Consider the following 17,843-nt stretch of genomic DNA (forward strand, 5'->3'; position numbering starts at 1 on the left):
CTGGCGCTGCGCGGAGAGGACGCCGCCGCCCGCGCCGCGCTCGATGCCGAGCTCGCCCGGCTCGAGGCCGCGCTCGCCGCCGCCGGCGGGATCTGAGCGCGACGCCGACCAATCGCCGATTTGCCCTCACGGTTCAGGCAGCTCGCGCGGAACTTCACCTGACAAATCGCCGCCGGCAGCCTATGATCGGGGCATTGTTAAGGATTTGTCCGGAGTTTCGCGCTGTTGGGGGATTTGCTGGAATGACTCAGGCGTCGCGTCCGTCGATGGCGCTCATCCTTGGTGTGCTGCTGCTGATCGGAGCCGCAGTGGCCGCCTATTTCGCGCTGTTCGAGGAGGGCTCGCTGGCCCCGGGGCGCCCCGGGGCGGTGCAGGCGGAGACCGGAGACCGGATCGAGGCGGAACTCGAGGCCGAGCTCGAGGCGCTGGAGCGCGCCTCCGACTGACCGCCCCGGGTGACGGCCGCGGGTCGGGGGGCTTTCCGTGCGCCGATGCCGCGGCTATAGAGGCCCGGCAATAGCGGAGGCACCCATGGCGCGCATCCTCATCACCTCGGCCCTGCCCTATATCAACGGCATCAAGCATCTCGGGAACCTCGTCGGCTCCCAGCTGCCCGCCGACGCCTATGCCCGCTTCATGCGCGCGCGCGGCCACGAGGTGCTGCTGATCTGCGCCACCGACGAGCATGGCACACCGGCCGAGCTGGCCGCCGCCGCCGCCGGGCGCGAGGTCGCCGACTACTGCGCCGAGATGTGGACCCTGCAGAAGACCGTGGCGGACGGCTTCCGCCTCTCCTTCGACCATTTCGGCCGCTCCTCCTCGGCGCGCAACCACCGGCTCACCCAGCATTTCGCCGGGCGCCTCGCCGAGGCCGGGCTGATCGAGGAGGTCACCACCCGGCAGGTCTATTCCCCGACCGACGGGCGCTTCCTGCCGGATCGCTACGTGATCGGCACCTGCCCGAACTGCGGCTATGACCGGGCGCGCGGCGACCAGTGCGAGAACTGCACCAAGCAGCTCGACCCGGTGGACCTGATCGCGCCGCGCTCGGCGATCTCCGGCTCTCCGGATGTCGAGCTGCGCGAGACCAAGCATCTCTATCTGCGCCAGTCGAAGATGCGCAGCCGCCTGCGCGACTGGATCGACGGCAAGGCCGACTGGCCGGTGCTCACCACCTCGATCGCGCGGAAATGGCTCGACGACGGTGACGGGCTGCAGGATCGCGGCATCACCCGCGATCTCGACTGGGGCATCCCGGTGAAGCGCGGCGAGGCCGACTGGCCGGGCATGGAGGGCAAGGTCTTCTATGTCTGGTTCGACGCGCCGATCGAGTACATCGCCGCCACCGCCGAATGGGCCGATGCGCACGGGCTCGGCGAGGAGGCCTGGCTGCGCTGGTGGCGCGAGGATCACGGCGCCGGGGATGTCCGCTACGTGCAGGTGATGGGCAAGGACAACGTGCCGTTCCACACCCTCTCCTTCCCGGCGACGCTGATGGGCGCGAATTTCGACGGCAAGGAGCCGTGGAAGCTGGTGGACTTCATCAAGTCGACCAACTGGCTGACCTATGAGGGCGGCAAGTTCTCCACCTCGCAGGGCCGCGGCGTGTTCATGGACCAGGCGCTGGAGATCCTGCCGTCGGACTACTGGCGCTGGTGGCTGCTGGCCAATGCGCCGGAGAGCGCCGACAGCGACTTCACCTGGGAGGGCTTCCAGGGCCAGGTCAACAAGGACCTTGCGGATGTTCTCGGGAACTTCGTCTCCCGCGTGACAAAGTTCTGCCGGTCGAAGTTCGGCGAGAACGTTCCCGAGGGCGGTTCCTATGGCGAGGCCGAGGCGGCGGTGACGGCGGAGATCGACCGGCGGCTGGCGGCGCTGGCCGGGCACTGGGAGGCGATCGAGCTGCGCAAGGCCGCGGCCGAGACCCGGGCGATCTGGGTTGCCGGCAACGAGTACCTGCAGGCGGCGGCGCCCTGGGCGGCGTTCAAGACCGATCCGGGCCGCGCCGCGGCGGCGGTGCGCTTCGGGCTCAACCTCTGCCGGCTCTACGGCATCGTGTCGCGCCCCTTCCTGCCGGATGCCTCGGACGCGATTCTGCGCGCCTTCGGCGTGGAGGACGCCGCCGAAGCCTGGCCCGAAAGCGCCGGGGCGGCCCTCGCGGCACTGCCCGGCGGGCATGGATTTGCCGTGCCCGACAACCTCTTCGCGAAGATAACTGACGAGGCGCGCGACGAGATGGCGGCACGTTTCTCGGGCAGTTGAGAAACCGCGCGGGCGGCGCCGTTTCCGGCTCCGCCGTCAACGCGAATTCATGCGCAATTTTAACGGCATATTAACCAAAACGCGGGTAGTTTCCGAGCCCGCCCGGCAGCCGCGGACCGGCCCCGACATGGCCCCTTGACGCGGGTATAGCGAATAACATACCCGTTATGCGCCGTGGTGCCGGGCTGACGTTGTTTTCGACCTTCTGCGGATTTATGGTCCGCGCGATTCGAGCTCCCGAGCCGCAACTGCACCGGCGTCCGAGGTAGCCCCCGGCGCACCCGCGCCGTGTCTCCGATCCTAGAGGACCGACCAGCATGGCAACTTACTTCGTCACCACCAACCTCGATGTCATCGACGCCAATGACGGCGTCCGATCACTGCGCGAGGCGATCATCGACGCCAACGCGAACGAGGGTGACGATCTGATCGTCTTCAACTTCGCGGGGGACGAGGTCTTCTACCCCATCGAGCTGAACAGCGCGCTGCAGATCACCGACGGGCTGCGCATCTCCGGCAACCTGACCACCCGGCTGGTCGCCGCCGAGGGCCAGCGCATCATCGAGTTCTCCAGCAGCGACTCGCTGGAGCTGCGCGGCCTGATCCTCGAGGGCGGCACCGCGACCAGCGGCGGCGGCGGCGCGATCCAGGCCTTCGGCGACCTCTCGCTCGACAGCGTCACGGTCCGGAACGCGTCGACCAGCGGCGGCGGCTCCAGCGGCGGCGCGGTCTCGGTCTCGGGCAATCTCGAGATCACCAACTCGATCTTCCAGAACAACCAGACCACCGGCGACGCCGCGCATGGCGGCGCGGTCTATGCCACCGGCACCGTCACCATCGACGACGGCCCGATGATCGGCGAGGACCCGACCGTCACGCAGTTCATCGACAACGGCACCGAGGGCAGCTCGGCGCAGGGCGGCGCGGTCTATGCGCTCGGCGCGATCGAGCTGACCAATGTCGAGTTCTCCGGCAACGCCACCCTGGGGCTGAGCGCCTCGGGCGGGGCGGTGTTCACCCCCTCCACGCTGACCATCGAGGACGGCCGCTTCGAGGACAACACCACCTCCGGCGATGGCGCCAGCGGCGGCGCGGTCTATGCCGGCGGCGATCTCACGGTCGACGGCACGGTGTTCGAGAACAACGCCACCGGCGCCGCGCCCGGGGCGGGCCAGCAGGCCGGCGGCGACGGCGACACCGCCTCGGGCGGCGCGGCCTATTCCGGCGCCGTGGCGACCCTCGTCAACGCGCTCTTCTCCGGCAACGGCACCGCCGGCGAGAACAGCCCGGGCGGCGCGCTCAAGGCGACCTCGGCGGAGATCACCAACAGCACCTTCACCGGCAACGGCACCACCGGCGACGGCTCCGGCGGCGGCGCGATCGAGACCACCAACGCCGTCGAGATCACCAGCAGCACGCTCACCGGCAACACCACCACCGGCGCGGACAGCGCCGGCGGCGCGGTGCTCGGCAGCGAGGTCACGCTGGCCAACACCGCCGCGCCGGTCAGCGGCAACTCGACCAGCGGCGACAATTCCGGCGGCGGCGCGCTGGCGGCGCGGGTCGTCGCCACGGTCACCGACAGCGAGATCGACGGCAACACCACCACCGGCGCGGGCTCGGCGGGCGGCGGGGTCTATTCCGCGGGGCTGGCCAGCATCGCCACCTCGGTGCTGAGCGACAACACCACCGTGGGCACCGGCGCCTCCGGCGGCGGCCTCGCGGCGGATGCCGACATCACCGTGACCGACAGCACCTTCCTCGACAACGCGACCGTCAACACCGACGCGCTCGGCGGCGGCATCTTCGGCCTCGGCGCGGTGACGCTCTCGGGCAGCAACATCCAGGACAACAGCACCTCCGGCGGCAATGCCGCGGGCGGCGGCGTCGCGGCGCTCGGCAAGCTGATCGCCACCGCCACCACGATCACCGGCAACAGCACGATCGGCACCGGCGCCACCGGCGGCGGCATCCATGCCGGCGACGACGTGTTCCTCGTCAACTCCACCGTCAGCGGCAACAGCACCGACGGCCAGGACGCGCAGGGCGGCGGCATCCATGCCGTCGGCACCGCGACGCTGACCAACACCACCGTCGCGGCCAACGCCACCGACGGCACCGGCTCGGCCGGCGGCGGCATCTACGCCGCCGCGGAGGCGGTGCTGTTCAAGTCCACCGTCACCGGCAACCGCACCGACGGCGGCGACAGCGCCGGCGGCGGCCTGTTCCATGCCGGCAACGCGCTGTTCGGCGACAGCATCGTGATCGGCAACGCGGCGACCGGCGGCGTCGGCGCCAACGATGTCGCGGCCGGCGAGCTCGCCGGGCAGGAGATCCGCGGCAGCGCGATCCTCGACACCGGCACCTACACCGCCGAGGACCTCTTCGAGATCACCTACCAGCTGGTGCAGGGCGTCACCGCCGGCCAGCTCGCCGACAATGGCGGCCCGGTGGCCACCGTGAAGCTCTCGGAGATCAGCTCCAACCCGGCGCTCGACAGCGGCCGGCTCGACCTGCTGAGCGAGTCGACCCAGGGCATCGATCTCGACGGCGACGGCGAGCAGCTCACGCTGATCTCCACCGATGCCCGCGGCGAGGGCAACCCGCGCAACGTCGATCTGCCCCTCCTCGGCAACGACGGCATCACCTATGGCGATCTCGGTGCCGTCGAGTCGACCCAGGCCAACCGCCCCCCGGAGGTCGAGACCAACGCGCTCAGCATCGACGAGGACGCCGCGGAGGTGCAGGTCGACGTCACCGACAACGCCTCCGACCCGGATGGCGACGCCTTCCAGCTCAACGGCCTCGGCGACACCTCGGCGCTGCTCGGCACCGCCGGCTACGACCCGCTGACCGGCATCGTCAGCTATGACCCGGGCGATGCGCTGCAGTTCCTCGGCGCCGGCGAGACCCGGCTCGAGGTGGTCAACTACACGCTGGTCGATGTCCGCGGCGGCGTCGCCACCGGCACCGTCGACATCACCGTGACCGGCGTCAACGACGCGCCGGAGGCCGAGGACGCGCTCCGCACCATCTCGGAGAATGCCGGCAGCACCGCCTTCGGCATCGTCGCCACGTCGGTCACCGATGCCGATGCCAGCGACAGCCCGAGCATCACCGGGCTCAGCGGCCTGACCCTGGTCGAGAACGACCGCGAGGATTTCGGCACCGTCAGCATCTCGGGCGACGGCCAGTCGGTGATCTACGACCCGAACGGCGACTTCTTCGACCTCGAGCTCGGCGACACCCGCACCGTCGAGGTGGCCTACACCGTCTCCGACGGCAATGGCGGCACCGACACCGCGACGCTGAGCATCGTGATCCAGGGCTCGGACAGCGACAACATCCCGCCGCGCGCCATCGACGACAGCGCCACCGTGGCCTCGAGCTCCGGCCCGGCCGCGCTCGACGTGCTGGCCAATGACAGCGACCAGGACGGCGACCCGCTCACCATCACCGGGATCGGCGCGCTCACCCTGATCGACGGCGACCAAGAGGCGCTCGGCACCGCCGCGATCTCCGGCGACGGCAGCCGCATCCTCTACGACCCGGCCGGCGCCTTCGACGGGCTCGAGATCGGCGAGACCCGGATGCTCGAGCTCGACTACACGATCTCCGACGGCCAGGACGGCACCGACACCGCGACGCTGACCATCACCGTGCAGGGCACCGGGCCCAACAAGGTGCCGGTGGCCGAGGACGACAGCGGCGCCACCGAGACCGGCGCGAGCATCCTGATCGACGTGCTGGCCAACGATGTCGACCCGGACGGCGACCCGCTCTCGATCACCATCGTCAGCGAGCCCGACCCCAGCGAGGGCCGCGTGGTGCTGACCGAGGACAACCAGCTGATCTTCCGCGCCGGGCCCAATTTCGTCGGCCAGACCAGCTTCGAGTACCAGGCCACCGACGGCATCGGCGGCATCGTCACCTCGGCCAGCGCCGGCGCGATGGTCACCGTCGAGGTCGCCGAGGCCGCGGTCAGCTCGGACGGCATCGCGCTCGCCGATGCCCAGCGCATCGCCTACATCTACGAGGCCGGGCTAGACCGCGACGGCAACATCGACACCGAGGGGCTCAACTTCTGGATCGACGCGCTGGCCACCGGCTTCTCGGAGACCGAGATCGCGCAGTTCTTCCTCGACAGCCCGGAGTTCGAGGAGAGCTTCGGCGATGTCGACGAGATGTCGGACCGCGAGTTCGTCGACCAGATGTTCATCAACGTGCTCGGCCGCGAGGGCGACGACATCGGCACCGGCTTCTGGCTCGGCCGCCTCGCCAGCCCGGATTTCACCCGCGCCGACATGCTGGTGGAGTTCTCGGTCTCGCCGGAGAACATCGCCGCCTCGCCGGAGGTCACCACCCTCGAGGAGGTCGAGCCCGGCACCTGGGATTTCGCCTGACCGGCGTATTGACCCAGCGGCAGCCTGCGGGGCAGGCTTCCATGATCCGGATGCAGGGGGGCGCTTCGGCGCCCCCTTTGTCGTATCCGGACCCGCGCTTGACAAACCGAAACTGTTCGACAATATTGGAAACATGGAAAACACGGTCACCAATCCCGAATCCGACGCTGCGCCCGAGGCGACGATCCTCGCCGAGGATTGCGAGACCGCCGAGGCGATGACCCGCGCCTTCGCGGCGCTCGGCTCGGTGCCGCGGCTGATGATCCTGCGCATCCTGGTGCGCGCCGGCGAGGGCGGCCTCGCGGTCGGCGCGCTGGGCGAGCGGCTGGGCATCACCGGCTCGACCCTCAGCCACCACATCGCGGCGCTGGTGCGCGCCGGGCTGATCGAGCAGATCCGCCACGGCCGCAGCCTGATCTGCCGCGCGCGCTTCGACGAGGTGCGCGACCTGGCCGACTACCTGATCAGCGAATGCTGCCGCGACGAGGCCGGGGGCGCCGCCTGCGCCCATGGCGCGCCCGCGGCGGCCGCGACCCGCGACTAGCCGGGCGCCGGGGAGGGAAGGCGATGCAGCGCCGTGTCCGCGTGCAGATCGAGGAAGCGGCGCCGCCCGGCGCCTGGGCGATCCTGCCCCGGCCGATCGCCTTCTGGGGCCAGCGCTTCACCGGCTTCGCCGCCGCGGGCGTGGCCGAGATCCGCGAGATCGGCGCCACCAATGCCGGCCAGCGGGCCTATCTGCTGCGCCCCGCCGGCGGCGCCGGCGCCCCGCTCGCCATCGAGTATGGCTTCGACATGCCGGCGAACGGCGCCGCGACGCTGGCCCCCGCCGAGCCCTGGATCTGGGCGCTGCCGGAGAGCCGCCACGTGATCGCCGATGCCGGGCTGCGCGCCCAGGCGGCGGACTGCACCGCCGGCGCCGCCGACGGGCCGGCGAAGCTGCGCGCGATCATCGCCGAGGCGGCGCGGCTCTTCGCCTACGACCACCCGGAGGCGCGCTTCACCGATGGCCACGCCGCGGTGCCCGCGCTCTGCGGCACCACCCGCGGGAGCTGCGTCGACATCAACACCTTCGTGCTCGCCGCGGCGCTGTCGCAGGGCATCGAGGGGCAGTATTTCGCCGGCTACTGGTTCGGCCCGGGGCGCAGCACCACGCCCGACATGCATTGCTGGCTCGGCTTCCGCGCGGCGGGCGGGGCCGATTCTCCGCCCGAATTCTGGGACGTGGCGCATCACCTGAAATGGGGCGTGCCGGCGCTCGGCCCGGGGCTCAACCCGGCCGGCGGGCGCCGCGTCGCGCTGAGCTGCGGGCGCGGGCTGGCCTTCGACACCCCGCTCGGCCGCGCCGAGATCAGCCATTTTTCCGAACCGCTCTGGGTGCTGCCCGGGGGCACGCTGCGCACGGCGCCGGTTCGCATTTCACTCGAGGAGGAACACGCATGACCGAGCTTGTCCTGCAGCGCGCGCAGCTCGCCCTGGGGCGCCTGCGCCGGGCCGACGCGGTCTGGCTGCTGGTGCTGGCGATCCCGCTGGCGGTGGCGCTGCTCGATCCGGTGCGGGCGCCGACGGTGCTTGAGACCGCGATCGGCGCCTTCGCCGGCACCGCGCCCTACATCACCCTGGCGGTGCTGCTGATCGGCTATCTCAAGGCCTCCGGTGCCGAGGGCGTGCTGGCCGAGGCGTTCAGGGGCCGCGAATCGCGCATGATCCTGGTCGCCGCGCTGGTCGGCGGCGTCGCGCCGTTCTGCTCCTGCGAGGTGATCCCCTTCGTCGCGGCGCTGCTGGCGGCCGGGGCGCCGCTCTCGGCGGTGATGGCGTTCTGGCTGTCCTCGCCGCTGATGGACCCGCCGCAGTTCTTCATCACCATGGGCGCGCTGGGGCCGGAATTCGCCGTCGGCAAGGTGCTCTTCGCGGTGCTGGTCGGGCTGATGGGCGGCTTCGTGATGCAGGCCATGGTGCGCGCCGGCGCCTTTGCCGACCCGCTGCGCGCGCGCAAGACCTGCGGCAGCTGCTGCGGCACCGGGATCGACGGCCGGCAGCGCCCGGTCTGGCGCTTCTGGCACGAGGCGCCGCGGCGCCGGCTGTTCGGCGAGGCGGCGCTGGAGAACGCACTGTTCCTGGTGAAGTGGATGAGCCTCGCCTATCTGCTCGAGGGGCTGCTGATCCACTACGTGCCGGCGGAGATGATCGCCGGCGTGGTCGGCGGCGAGGGCGTGCTGCCGGTGATCACCGGGGCGCTGGTCGGCGCGCCGGCCTATCTCAACGGCTATGCCGCGCCGGCGCTGGTCTCCGGGCTGATCGAGCAGGGCATGAGCCCCGGCGCGGCGATGGCCTTCATGATGGCCGGCTCGGTGAGCTGCATTCCGGCGATGGCGGCGGTGTTCGCGCTGGTGAAGCGGCCGGTGTTCGGGATGTATGTCGGCCTCGGCATCGGCGGCGCGATCCTGTTCGGCCTGGTGTTCGGCGCCTATATGGGCTGACCGGGCAGGGATCGGGGAGCGGGGGCCCGGCGGGCCGCCGCGGGCGCTGAAGAAGGCCGGCCTGCATCATGCGGGCCGGCCTTTTCGATGCTGTCCGGTCGAGATCCGGCTGGAGGGGGCGCGCGGTCCGGAGGGGGTGACGGACGGCGGGCCGGCCGGCGGATCGGCGCCGCGGGGGGGAGAGACCGCGGCGCCGCCCGGTCTCAGTACCGGTCGCGGCTCCAGACTTGCAGGTGCCGGCCGGTGATCCAGACAGCCATCATGAAACCCGCGGCAAGCAGCACGGGGAGGTTGGCAGGATCGAGCCCGTTCTGGGCAATGTCGGCGATGAATTTTTCCACCGTTCCCGGTTCGGCCCCGGGGGCGAACCGGTGCCCAGGCCCGAGATCACGCAAAGCATCGTTCCACATCACACAACACCCTTGGTTACTCACACAGCAAGGATTATTGGCTTGCCGGGGCCAAGTCTTCTCCGAACTTGGTTAACAAAACGCAAAAAAGCTCCGGCTTCGACGCGAAATACCTGCGGATTTTCGGAGAATGCCCGGCAGGCCGGCGCCGGCGCCCTGTCCGCGGCCCTGCCGCTGCCACGAAAGCGTCACGCAACGGCGCTGGACCCGGCCCACGGATCCTGTATCTTTTCGTCTTTAAAAGCTACATATTCACGGCCTTGCGGCAGCGGAGTGGATCGCGATGCGGGGACTGTTTCCGACACTGGCACTGGCTCTGGCACTGGCGCCGGGCCTCGCGGTGCAGCCCGCCGCGGCGGCGGTGCGCACGCTCGAGATCCAGATCGCCAACCTGGCGGAGACCGGCGCCTTCTACGAGGCGATCGGCGGCACCGGCCCGGCGCCGAGCACCGCCACCGCAAGGGTCAGCTTCGACACCGGGGCGGCGGCCTACAGCGAACTGCAGCACGACTCCACGCTGTACCGCTTCGACGGCGCGTTCCGCCCCTATCTCGGCTTCGAGGTGACGATCGGGGATGTCGTGCTCGCCACCGCGCCGAGCCTGAACGCCAACGAGAGCCTCTACGTGGCCGACGGCATCGCCGACCGCAGCTCCGACTTCATCGACCTCTTTCGCGTCGGCAGCCAGACGCCCGTGGATCTCGGCGGCGGCGCCACGCTGGGCCTGATCGAGCTGACGGCCTACGACTACGACCACACGATCTTCTCCGGCACCGAGCCTCCCGACCTGGCGGCGCTGCTGGCGCTCGACGACTACGGGTACTTCCAGATCCGGGTCGGCACCCCCTCGGGCGAGGTCCGCCTCGAGACCCCGGACACCGCGGATCGCGGCAACCTCTCCTTCTCCGAGATCACCTCGGAGGTGCCGCTGCCGGCGGGCCTGCCGCTGCTGCTCGCCGGGCTCGGCGGGCTTGGCTGGATCGCGGGGAGGCGCCGGGGCGCCGCCTAGACCAGCGTCTCCTTGGTGGCGGAGAGGGTGAGGTCGGGCCAGTCGCGCCCGACGCGGTCGATGTCCCATTGCAGGCGCGTGAGATAGACCGGGTCGCCGTCGTGGTCGGTGGCCATGTGGCCCTTGTTCTGCGCGGCGAAGCGCTCCAGCGCCTCCTTCGGCCCGGTGATCCAGCGCGCGCCGGAGAACTGGGTCTGCTCTAAGCGCACCGGCAGGCCGTATTCGCCCTCGATGCGGCTGGCCAGCACGTCGAACTGCAGCGCCCCGACCACGCCGACGATCCAGGCCCCGCCGATGGTCGGCTTGAACACCTTGGCGGCGCCCTCCTCGGCGAACTGCATCAGCGCCTTGTCGAGATGCTTGGCCTTCATCGGGTCGCCCGCGCGCACCGCCTGCAGCAGCTCCGGCGCGAAGGCCGGGATGCCGGCAAAGCGCAGGTCCTCGCCCTCGGTCAGCGCATCGCCGATGCGCAGCTGGCCGTGGTTGGGGATGCCGATGATGTCGCCGGCCCAGGCGTCCTCGGCGGTCTCGCGCTCGGCGGCCAGGAACAGCACCGGCGAGGAGATCGCCATCTGCTTGGCGGTGCGCACGTGGCGCAGCTTCATGCCGCGCTGGAAATGGCCCGAGCAGAGCCGCAGGAAGGCGACCCGGTCGCGGTGCTTGGGGTCCATGTTGGCCTGCACCTTGAAGACGAAGCCCGAGACCTTGTCCTCGTCGGCGGTGACCTGGCGCGACAGCGTGCGGCGCGGCTGCGGCGGCGGCGCCAGGCGGCCGATCCCGGCCAGCAGCTCGGAGACGCCGAAGGAGTTGATCGCCGAGCCGAACCAGATCGGCGTCATGTGCCCCTCGAGCACCGCGCGCGGGTCGAGCGCCGGCAGCAGCCCGCGGGCCATCTCGACCTCCTCGCGCAGGGTCTCGAGCTGGTCCGCGGGGACATGCCCGGCCAGCGCCGGGTCCTCGAGCCCCTGGATCGCCAGGCTTTCGGCCTTGCGGTTGCGGTCGGCGCGCGACATCAGCTCGAGCCGGTCGCCGATCAGGTCATAGGCGCCGAGGAAGTCGCGCCCCATGCCGATCGGCCAGGAGGCCGGGGTGACGTCGAGCGCCAGCATCTCCTGGATCTCGTCGATGATCTCGAAGGTGTCGCGGCTCTCCCGGTCCATCTTGTTGCAGAAGGTGAGGATCGGCAGGTCGCGCAGGCGGCAGACCTCGAACAGCTTGCGGGTCTGGCTCTCGACGCCCTTGGCGCCGTCGATCACCATGATTGCGGCATCCACCGCGGTGAGCGTGCGGTAGGTGTCCTCCGAGAAGTCCTCGTGGCCCGGCGTGTCGACGAGGTTGAGCCAGTAGCCGCCCCATTCGAACGACATCGCCGAGGCCGAGACCGAGATCCCGCGCTCCTGCTCGAGCTTCATGAAGTCCGAGCGCGTGCGCCGCGCCTCGCCCTTGGCACGCACCTGCCCGGCGGCCTGGATCGCGCCGCCATAGAGCAGCAGCTTCTCGGTCAGCGTGGTCTTGCCGGCATCCGGGTGCGAGATGATCGCGAAGGTCCGCCGGCGGGCGATCTCCGGGGGCAGCGGGGCGGCATTGCGGCCGCGGGTGTTCTCTTCGTCGAGCATGGGGGGCGTATAGCCGAGCGGCCCGCGGCTGGAAAGGCCGCGCGCCTCCCGAGGCCCCACCCACCCATGCCGGGACGGCGCCAGGCCGCACCCTGACGGGCCCCCACCGGCCTCGGGAGGCGCGCGGGGCGCTCAGCCACCGATGAAGGGCTCGAGGATCTTCCAGAGCTCGAGCACCTTCTCGTAGGTCGCGATCCAGCTGTGCGTGTTGTTCACGCCCTTCTGGACAAGTGCCGCATAGCGGGACATCTCCCGCCACATCTCTCCGACGATGCCGGCGAAGCGGGCGAACCTGGTCCGCTCCGCATCGGCCCCGGGCGGGACCGGGGCCGCGGCCTCGGTCGCGACCAGATCGCGCGTGTTCTCGGAGAAGACCTCCCGGCCCGCCTCCGATCCGACAAGCTCCTCGATCCGCGCGATCAGTTCCGAGGTGCCGAGCGGCAGCTCGTCGGGGAAGAAGCGCTGGTTGGTCGGGTCGAGGATCTCGGCGATCTCGGGATACTGAGCATAGAGGCCGCGCCCGCGGCGGATCAGGAGCGGCAGTGCCGAGGCGTCGCTGGTTTCGAGCGCCGGGAAGTCCTCTGCCGAGGCGGCGAGGATCTCGATGTTGTCGTAGAGCACCATCGGCAGGAACTCCGCCTCCGGGGCACGGAGCGCCTTCTCCAGCTTCTCGGCATAGCGGAGCATCTGGCCGGCGGGGCCGACGCGGTTCGACGAGGCCGCATCCTCCTGCCGCCTGTATGTCGCCAGCGCATTCTTGACCGAGTTTGCCGTGTCGGCCAGCGCGTGGCGGGCGCGCTCCCGCGCGGCAGCGTCGAGCGGCGTGGCACTGGCCCTCTGCGGCTCCGACCGGGTCGCGAAATGCTCGACATGGAGCCGGTCTTCCCGGGTCTCGAACGCGGCCGGCGGGGTGAACCGGATGCGGGGCGGCTTCGGCGGCAGCGGCTCGATGCGCCCATCGTGATCTGCATCGGGGCCGCCCTCCTCCAGCCAGCGGGCGGGGCGCTGGAGGCGGGCGGGGATCTTCGTCCAGCGGTCGCCGTGCATGGTGTCGAGCTGGCCTTGCGTGAGGTTCAGCGCGGTGGAAAGGTCGGTCCTATACTCCGGGGCGCTGCCATCGCTTGTGCCCGCCCCGGAGTATACGATCCGATCGTCGGCGACATCGAAGGATCGGACATCCACTCCCCCGAGGTCCGCCTCCCCGAGGTTCGCCCGCCCGAGGTCCGCCCCCCCGAGGTTCGCCCCCCCGAGGTCCGCCCCCCTGAGGATCGCCCGCCCGAGGTCCGCCCGTACGAGGTTCGCCTCCCTGAGGTCCGCCTCCCCGAGGATCGCCCGCCTGAGGTTCGCCCCCCCGAGGTCCGCTCCCCCGAGGATCGCCCGCCCGAGGATCGCCTCCCTGAGGTCCGCCCCCCTGAGGATCGCCCCCCTGAGGTCCGCCCGCCCGAGGTCCGCCTGTACGAGGTTCGCCTCCCTGAGGTCCGCCTCCCCGAGGACCGCCCCCCCGAGGTTCGCCCGCCCGAGGTTCGCCCGCCCGAGGTTCGCCCCCCCGAGGTTCGCCCCCCCCAGGTCCTCCCCCCAGAGGTCCGCCCCCCCGAGGTCCGGTCTGAAACGGTGTTCCTTGCGGCGGCTGTTCCAGGCTTCGGTGCCTTCGCGGAGCCATTCCAAATGCTGTTCGTCTGCCATCTGTGTTCCCCGGAAATGCCGGGACCAGACTAGCCGGGCGGGGCGGGGGTGCAAGGCCGGGCCGGCGGCGGCGGGGCGTCGGCGGCCGGCGGGTGCGGGGCCTGCGCGGTGATGCCGGCTTGCCAGACATTCACGCATGGGCAATTTTCCGCATTCCGTGCGGATCGGGCGCGGTGCATGCACTATTGCTATGCAGCGGGGAACGGTCCGCTTAGAAATGCCTCCGTGCGCGCCCGCTGAAGGCGGGGGGAGAGCCGCGCCGGCGCCAAGGACACTGACCGGAGGGACAGACAGAGATGAAGATAGGGGCACTCAGAGAGGTCTTCGAGGGCGAACGCCGTGTCGCGCTCACACCGGAAAGCGCGGGACGGCTCCAGAAGCTCGGCTACGACTGCGTGATCGAGGCGGGCGCCGGCGCTGCGGCCTCGTTCTCCGACGAGGCCTATCGTGCCGCCGGGGTCGAGGTGGTCGAGGGGCCGGCGGCGCTCTGGGCGGCGGCGGATGTCGTGGTCAAGGTGCGCGGGCCGAGCCTCGAGGAGGTCGCCGCGGCGCCCGAGGGCAAGACGCTGATCTCGTTCGTCTGGCCGGCGCAGAACGAGGATCTGCTGAAGGCGATGAACGAGAAGCGCCTGACCGTGCTGGCGATGGACATGGTGCCGCGCATCAGCCGGGCGCAGAAGATGGACGCGCTGTCCTCGATGGCCAACATCGCCGGCTACCGCGCGGTGATCGAGGCGGGCGCCAGTTTCGGCCGCTTCTTCACCGGGCAGGTGACCGCGGCGGGCAAGGTGCCGCCGGCGAAGGTGCTGGTGGTGGGCGCCGGCGTCGCCGGGCTGGCGGCGATCGGCACCAGCGTCTCGCTCGGCGCGATCACGCTGGCCTTCGACGTGCGCCCCGAGGTGGCGGAGCAGATCGAGTCGATGGGCGCCGAGTTCGTCTATCTCGACTTCGAGGAGGAGCTGACCGACGGCGCCGAGAGCGGCGGCTATGCCAAGCCGTCCTCGCCGGAGTTCCGCGAGAAGCAGCTCGAGAAGTTCCGCGAGCTGGCGCCCGAGATCGACATCGTGATCACCACCGCGCTGATCCCCGGCCGGCCGGCGCCGAAGCTCTGGACCGAGGACATGGTCAGGGCGATGAAGCCGGGCTCGGTGGTGGTGGACCTCGCCGCCGAGCGCGGCGGCAACTGCGACCTGACGGTGCCGGACGAGAAGATCGTCTCGGAGAACGGCGTCACCGTGGTCGGCTATACCGACTTCCCCTCGCGCATGGCGACGCAGGCCTCCAACCTCTATGCCACCAACATCCGGCACATGATGGACGACCTGACGCCGGAGAAGGACGGCACGCCCGACGTGAACATGGAGGACGACGTGATCCGCGGCGCCCTGGTGTGCCACGAGGGCGAGATCACCTTCCCGCCGCCGCCGCCCAAGGTGAAGGCGATCGCGGCGCAGAAGCCGAAGAAGAAGGAGCCGGAGGAGACCGCCGAGCAGAAGGCGGCGCGCGAGCTCGCCGAGGTGAAGCGCGCGGCCAACCGCTCGACCGCGATGCTGGCGATCGGCGGCGGGCTGCTGCTGGCGGTCGGCACCGTGGCGCCGGCCAGCTTCATGCAGCACTTCATCGTCTTCGTGCTGGCCTGCTTCGTCGGCTTCCACGTGATCTGGAACGTCGCGCATTCGCTGCACACGCCGCTGATGGCGCTGACCAACGCGATCTCCTCGATCATCATCCTCGGCGCCCTGCTTCAGGTGGGCTCGGCGAGCGTGATCGTGACGATCCTCGCGGGGCTGTCGATCCTGATGGCCTCGGTGAACATCTTCGGCGGCTTCCTGGTGACGCGCCGGATGCTCGCCATGTTCCAGAAAAGCTGATCGGGGGGAACCATGCTGAGCACAGGTCTCGTGACGGCCGCCTATGTGGTGGCGGCCATTCTGTTCATTCTCGCCCTCGGCGGCCTCTCCAACCAGGAGAAGGCGAAGCGGGCGATCTGGTACGGCATCGTCGGCATGGCCCTCGCGGTGGGGGCGACGGTGCTGAGCCCCGGCGTCGGCGGCTACGTGATCATCCTGGCGGCGATCGTGATCGGCGGCGCCGGCGGCGCCTTCGTCGCCGGCAAGGTGCAGATGACGCAGATGCCCGAGCTGGTGGCGGGCTTTCACAGCCTCGTCGGGCTCGCCGCGGTGTTCATCGGGCTGAACGCCGATATCGAGATGGGCCGGGCGCTGGCGGCGAAGGCCGACGGCACGGTCGACCAGCTCGCCGGCTTCGCGGCGACCATCGCCAAGAAGTCGCCGGTGGAGCTCAACATCCTGAAGGTCGAGCTGTTCCTCGGCATCTTCATCGGCGCGATCACCTTCACCGGCTCGATCGTCGCCTATGGCAAGCTGGCCGGGAAGATCTCCTCCTCGGCGCTGACGCTGCCGTTCCGCCACCAGATCAACCTGCTCGCGGTGGTGCTCTGCCTGGCGCTGGGTTGGCTCTATCTCGGCGGCGCCGGGATCTGGACCATGCTGCTCGTCACGGTGATCGCCGGCGCCATCGGCTGGCACCTGATCATGGCGATCGGCGGGGCCGACATGCCGGTGGTGGTCTCGATGCTCAACAGCTATTCCGGCTGGGCGGCGGCGGCGATCGGCTTCACCCTCGGCAACGACCTGCTGATCGTCACCGGCGCGCTGGTCGGCGCCTCGGGTGCGATCCTGTCCTACATCATGTGCAAGGGCATGAACCGCAGCTTCGTCAGCGTCATCCTCGGCGGCTGGGGCGGCGAGGCGCAGGCCTCGTCCGAGGGGCCGGAGGGCGAGATGATCGCGATCGACGCCGACGGCGTCGCCTCGGCGCTCAACGATGCCGACAGCGTGGTGATCGTGCCGGGCTACGGCATGGCGGTGGCGCAGGCGCAGGGCTCGGTCTCCGAGCTCACCCGCAAGCTGCGCGCGGCCGGCAAGACCGTGCGCTTCGCCATCCACCCGGTGGCGGGCCGGCTGCCCGGGCACATGAACGTGCTGCTGGCCGAGGCCAAGGTGCCCTATGACATCGTGCTCGAGATGGAGGAGATCAACGACGACTTCCCCCAGACCGACGTGGTGATCGTGATCGGCGCCAACGACATCGTGAACCCGGCGGCACAGGAGGACCCGGGCAGCCCGATCGCCGGCATGCCGGTGCTCGAGGTCTGGAAGGCGCGGCAGGTGTTCATCTGCAAGCGTGGCCGCGGCACCGGCTATTCCGGCATCGAGAACCCGCTGTTCTTCCGCGAGAACAGCCGGATGTTCTATGGCGACGCCAAGGCCTCGATGGACGCGCTGCTGCCGCATCTCGGCTGAGCCGTACCGGAGCAGGGCGGACAGGGGCGGTGCCGGCCGGCGCCGCCCCTGTGCCGTCTGCGGGGGCGCCGGCACGCGGTCCTTGACGCGCGGGGCCGCGATGGCCGAAGCCGGTGGGAGGCATCCGGCAGGGAGGAGAGCACCCGTGGCAACACTCGGCGCAACACTCGGCGAGGCGCTGGCGGCGCGGCTCGGGGCGCATGGCGTCGACACCGTCTTCGGCATCCCCGGCGTGCACACGGTGGGGCTCTATCGCGGCCTCGCCGCGGCGGGCCTGCGCCATGTCACGCCGCGCCACGAGCAGGGCGCCGGCTTCATGGCCGACGGCTATGCCCGCGCCTCCGGCCGCCCCGGGGTGGCCTTCGTGATCACCGGGCCGGGGATCGCCAACACCCTCACCCCGATGGCGCAGGCGCGGGCCGACAGCGTGCCGATGCTGGTGGTCTCCGGCGCCAACCCGGCGGCGAGCCAGGGCCGCGGGCTGGGCCTGCTGCACGAGATGCCGGACCAGCAGGGCACGGTGGCCGGGGTCGCCTGGGAATCGCACCGGGCCGAGACCGCCGAGGCCGCGGTGGCGGCGGTGGATGCCGCCTTCGCGCGCTTTGCCGCCGGGCGCCCGGGGCCGGTGCATGTCGAGGTGCCGACCGATGCGGTGGG

The 17,843-nt window shown here is 70.7% G+C and carries 13 protein-coding genes; 10 read left to right on the top strand and 3 right to left on the bottom strand.

Going from position 1 to position 17,843, the window contains the following annotated elements; all coding sequences use genetic code 11:
- Positions 1-266 precede the first annotated feature (266 nt).
- From QSJ97_RS23240 to QSJ97_RS23265, 6 genes are all read left to right on the top strand, one after another.
- Complete coding sequence (locus QSJ97_RS23240) at positions 267-446, top strand: hypothetical protein (protein ID WP_285674817.1); 180 nt, start codon at positions 267-269, stop codon at positions 444-446.
- An 85-nt stretch (positions 447-531) separates the two neighbouring features.
- On the top strand, positions 532-2,262 hold the full coding sequence (metG, locus tag QSJ97_RS23245; RefSeq protein ID WP_285674818.1) for a methionine--tRNA ligase: 1,731 nt from the start codon (positions 532-534) through the stop codon (positions 2,260-2,262).
- A 317-nt stretch (positions 2,263-2,579) separates the two neighbouring features.
- Positions 2,580-6,665, top strand: a complete 4,086-nt coding sequence (locus QSJ97_RS23250) for an Ig-like domain-containing protein (RefSeq protein ID WP_285674819.1) — start codon at positions 2,580-2,582, stop codon at positions 6,663-6,665.
- A gap of 133 nt (positions 6,666-6,798) precedes the next feature.
- Complete coding sequence (locus tag QSJ97_RS23255; RefSeq protein ID WP_352231140.1) at positions 6,799-7,209, top strand: ArsR/SmtB family transcription factor; 411 nt, start codon at positions 6,799-6,801, stop codon at positions 7,207-7,209.
- A gap of 23 nt (positions 7,210-7,232) precedes the next feature.
- Complete coding sequence (locus QSJ97_RS23260) at positions 7,233-8,105, top strand: transglutaminase-like domain-containing protein (protein ID WP_285674820.1); 873 nt, start codon at positions 7,233-7,235, stop codon at positions 8,103-8,105.
- Entirely contained in the window at positions 8,102-9,142 is a 1,041-nt protein-coding gene (locus QSJ97_RS23265) for a permease (RefSeq protein WP_285674821.1), read from the top strand. The genes QSJ97_RS23260 and QSJ97_RS23265 overlap by 4 nt, the downstream gene beginning before the upstream one ends.
- A gap of 203 nt (positions 9,143-9,345) precedes the next feature.
- Here the strand turns inward: QSJ97_RS23265 and QSJ97_RS23270 are convergent, their stop codons facing one another.
- Positions 9,346-9,552 carry a hypothetical protein gene (locus tag QSJ97_RS23270; protein ID WP_285674823.1) on the bottom strand — a complete coding sequence of 69 codons (207 nt, stop codon included), beginning with the start codon at positions 9,550-9,552 and terminating at the stop codon, positions 9,346-9,348.
- 283 nt (positions 9,553-9,835) lie between these two features.
- On the opposite strand from QSJ97_RS23270, the gene QSJ97_RS23275 reads away from it, so the two are divergent.
- Positions 9,836-10,561, top strand: a complete 726-nt coding sequence (locus QSJ97_RS23275) for a VPLPA-CTERM sorting domain-containing protein (RefSeq protein ID WP_285674825.1) — start codon at positions 9,836-9,838, stop codon at positions 10,559-10,561.
- On the opposite strand, the gene QSJ97_RS23280 is transcribed toward QSJ97_RS23275, so the two are convergent.
- On the bottom strand, positions 10,558-12,177 hold the full coding sequence (locus QSJ97_RS23280; protein WP_285674826.1) for a peptide chain release factor 3: 1,620 nt from the start codon (positions 12,175-12,177) through the stop codon (positions 10,558-10,560). The genes QSJ97_RS23275 and QSJ97_RS23280 overlap by 4 nt on opposite strands.
- Before the next feature lie 132 nt (positions 12,178-12,309).
- A complete protein-coding gene (locus tag QSJ97_RS23285; RefSeq protein ID WP_285674828.1) occupies positions 12,310-13,860 on the bottom strand; it encodes a pentapeptide repeat-containing protein in 1,551 nt (516 codons plus the stop codon).
- Positions 13,861-14,156: 296 nt separating this feature from the next.
- On the opposite strand from QSJ97_RS23285, the gene QSJ97_RS23290 reads away from it, so the two are divergent.
- From QSJ97_RS23290 to QSJ97_RS23300, 3 genes are all read left to right on the top strand, one after another.
- Positions 14,157-15,731 carry a Re/Si-specific NAD(P)(+) transhydrogenase subunit alpha gene (locus QSJ97_RS23290; RefSeq protein ID WP_285674829.1) on the top strand — a complete coding sequence of 525 codons (1,575 nt, stop codon included), beginning with the start codon at positions 14,157-14,159 and terminating at the stop codon, positions 15,729-15,731.
- Between the two features lie 15 nt (positions 15,732-15,746).
- Entirely contained in the window at positions 15,747-17,186 is a 1,440-nt protein-coding gene (locus QSJ97_RS23295) for an NAD(P)(+) transhydrogenase (Re/Si-specific) subunit beta (protein ID WP_285674832.1), read from the top strand.
- 145 nt (positions 17,187-17,331) lie between these two features.
- Positions 17,332-17,843, top strand: a 512-nt coding sequence (locus QSJ97_RS23300) for a thiamine pyrophosphate-binding protein (protein ID WP_285674830.1), incomplete at its 3' end; no start/stop codon positions are given.

It is taken from the genome of Paralimibaculum aggregatum (assembly GCF_030270585.1).
Classification (GTDB): domain Bacteria; phylum Pseudomonadota; class Alphaproteobacteria; order Rhodobacterales; family Rhodobacteraceae; genus Thermohalobaculum; species Thermohalobaculum aggregatum.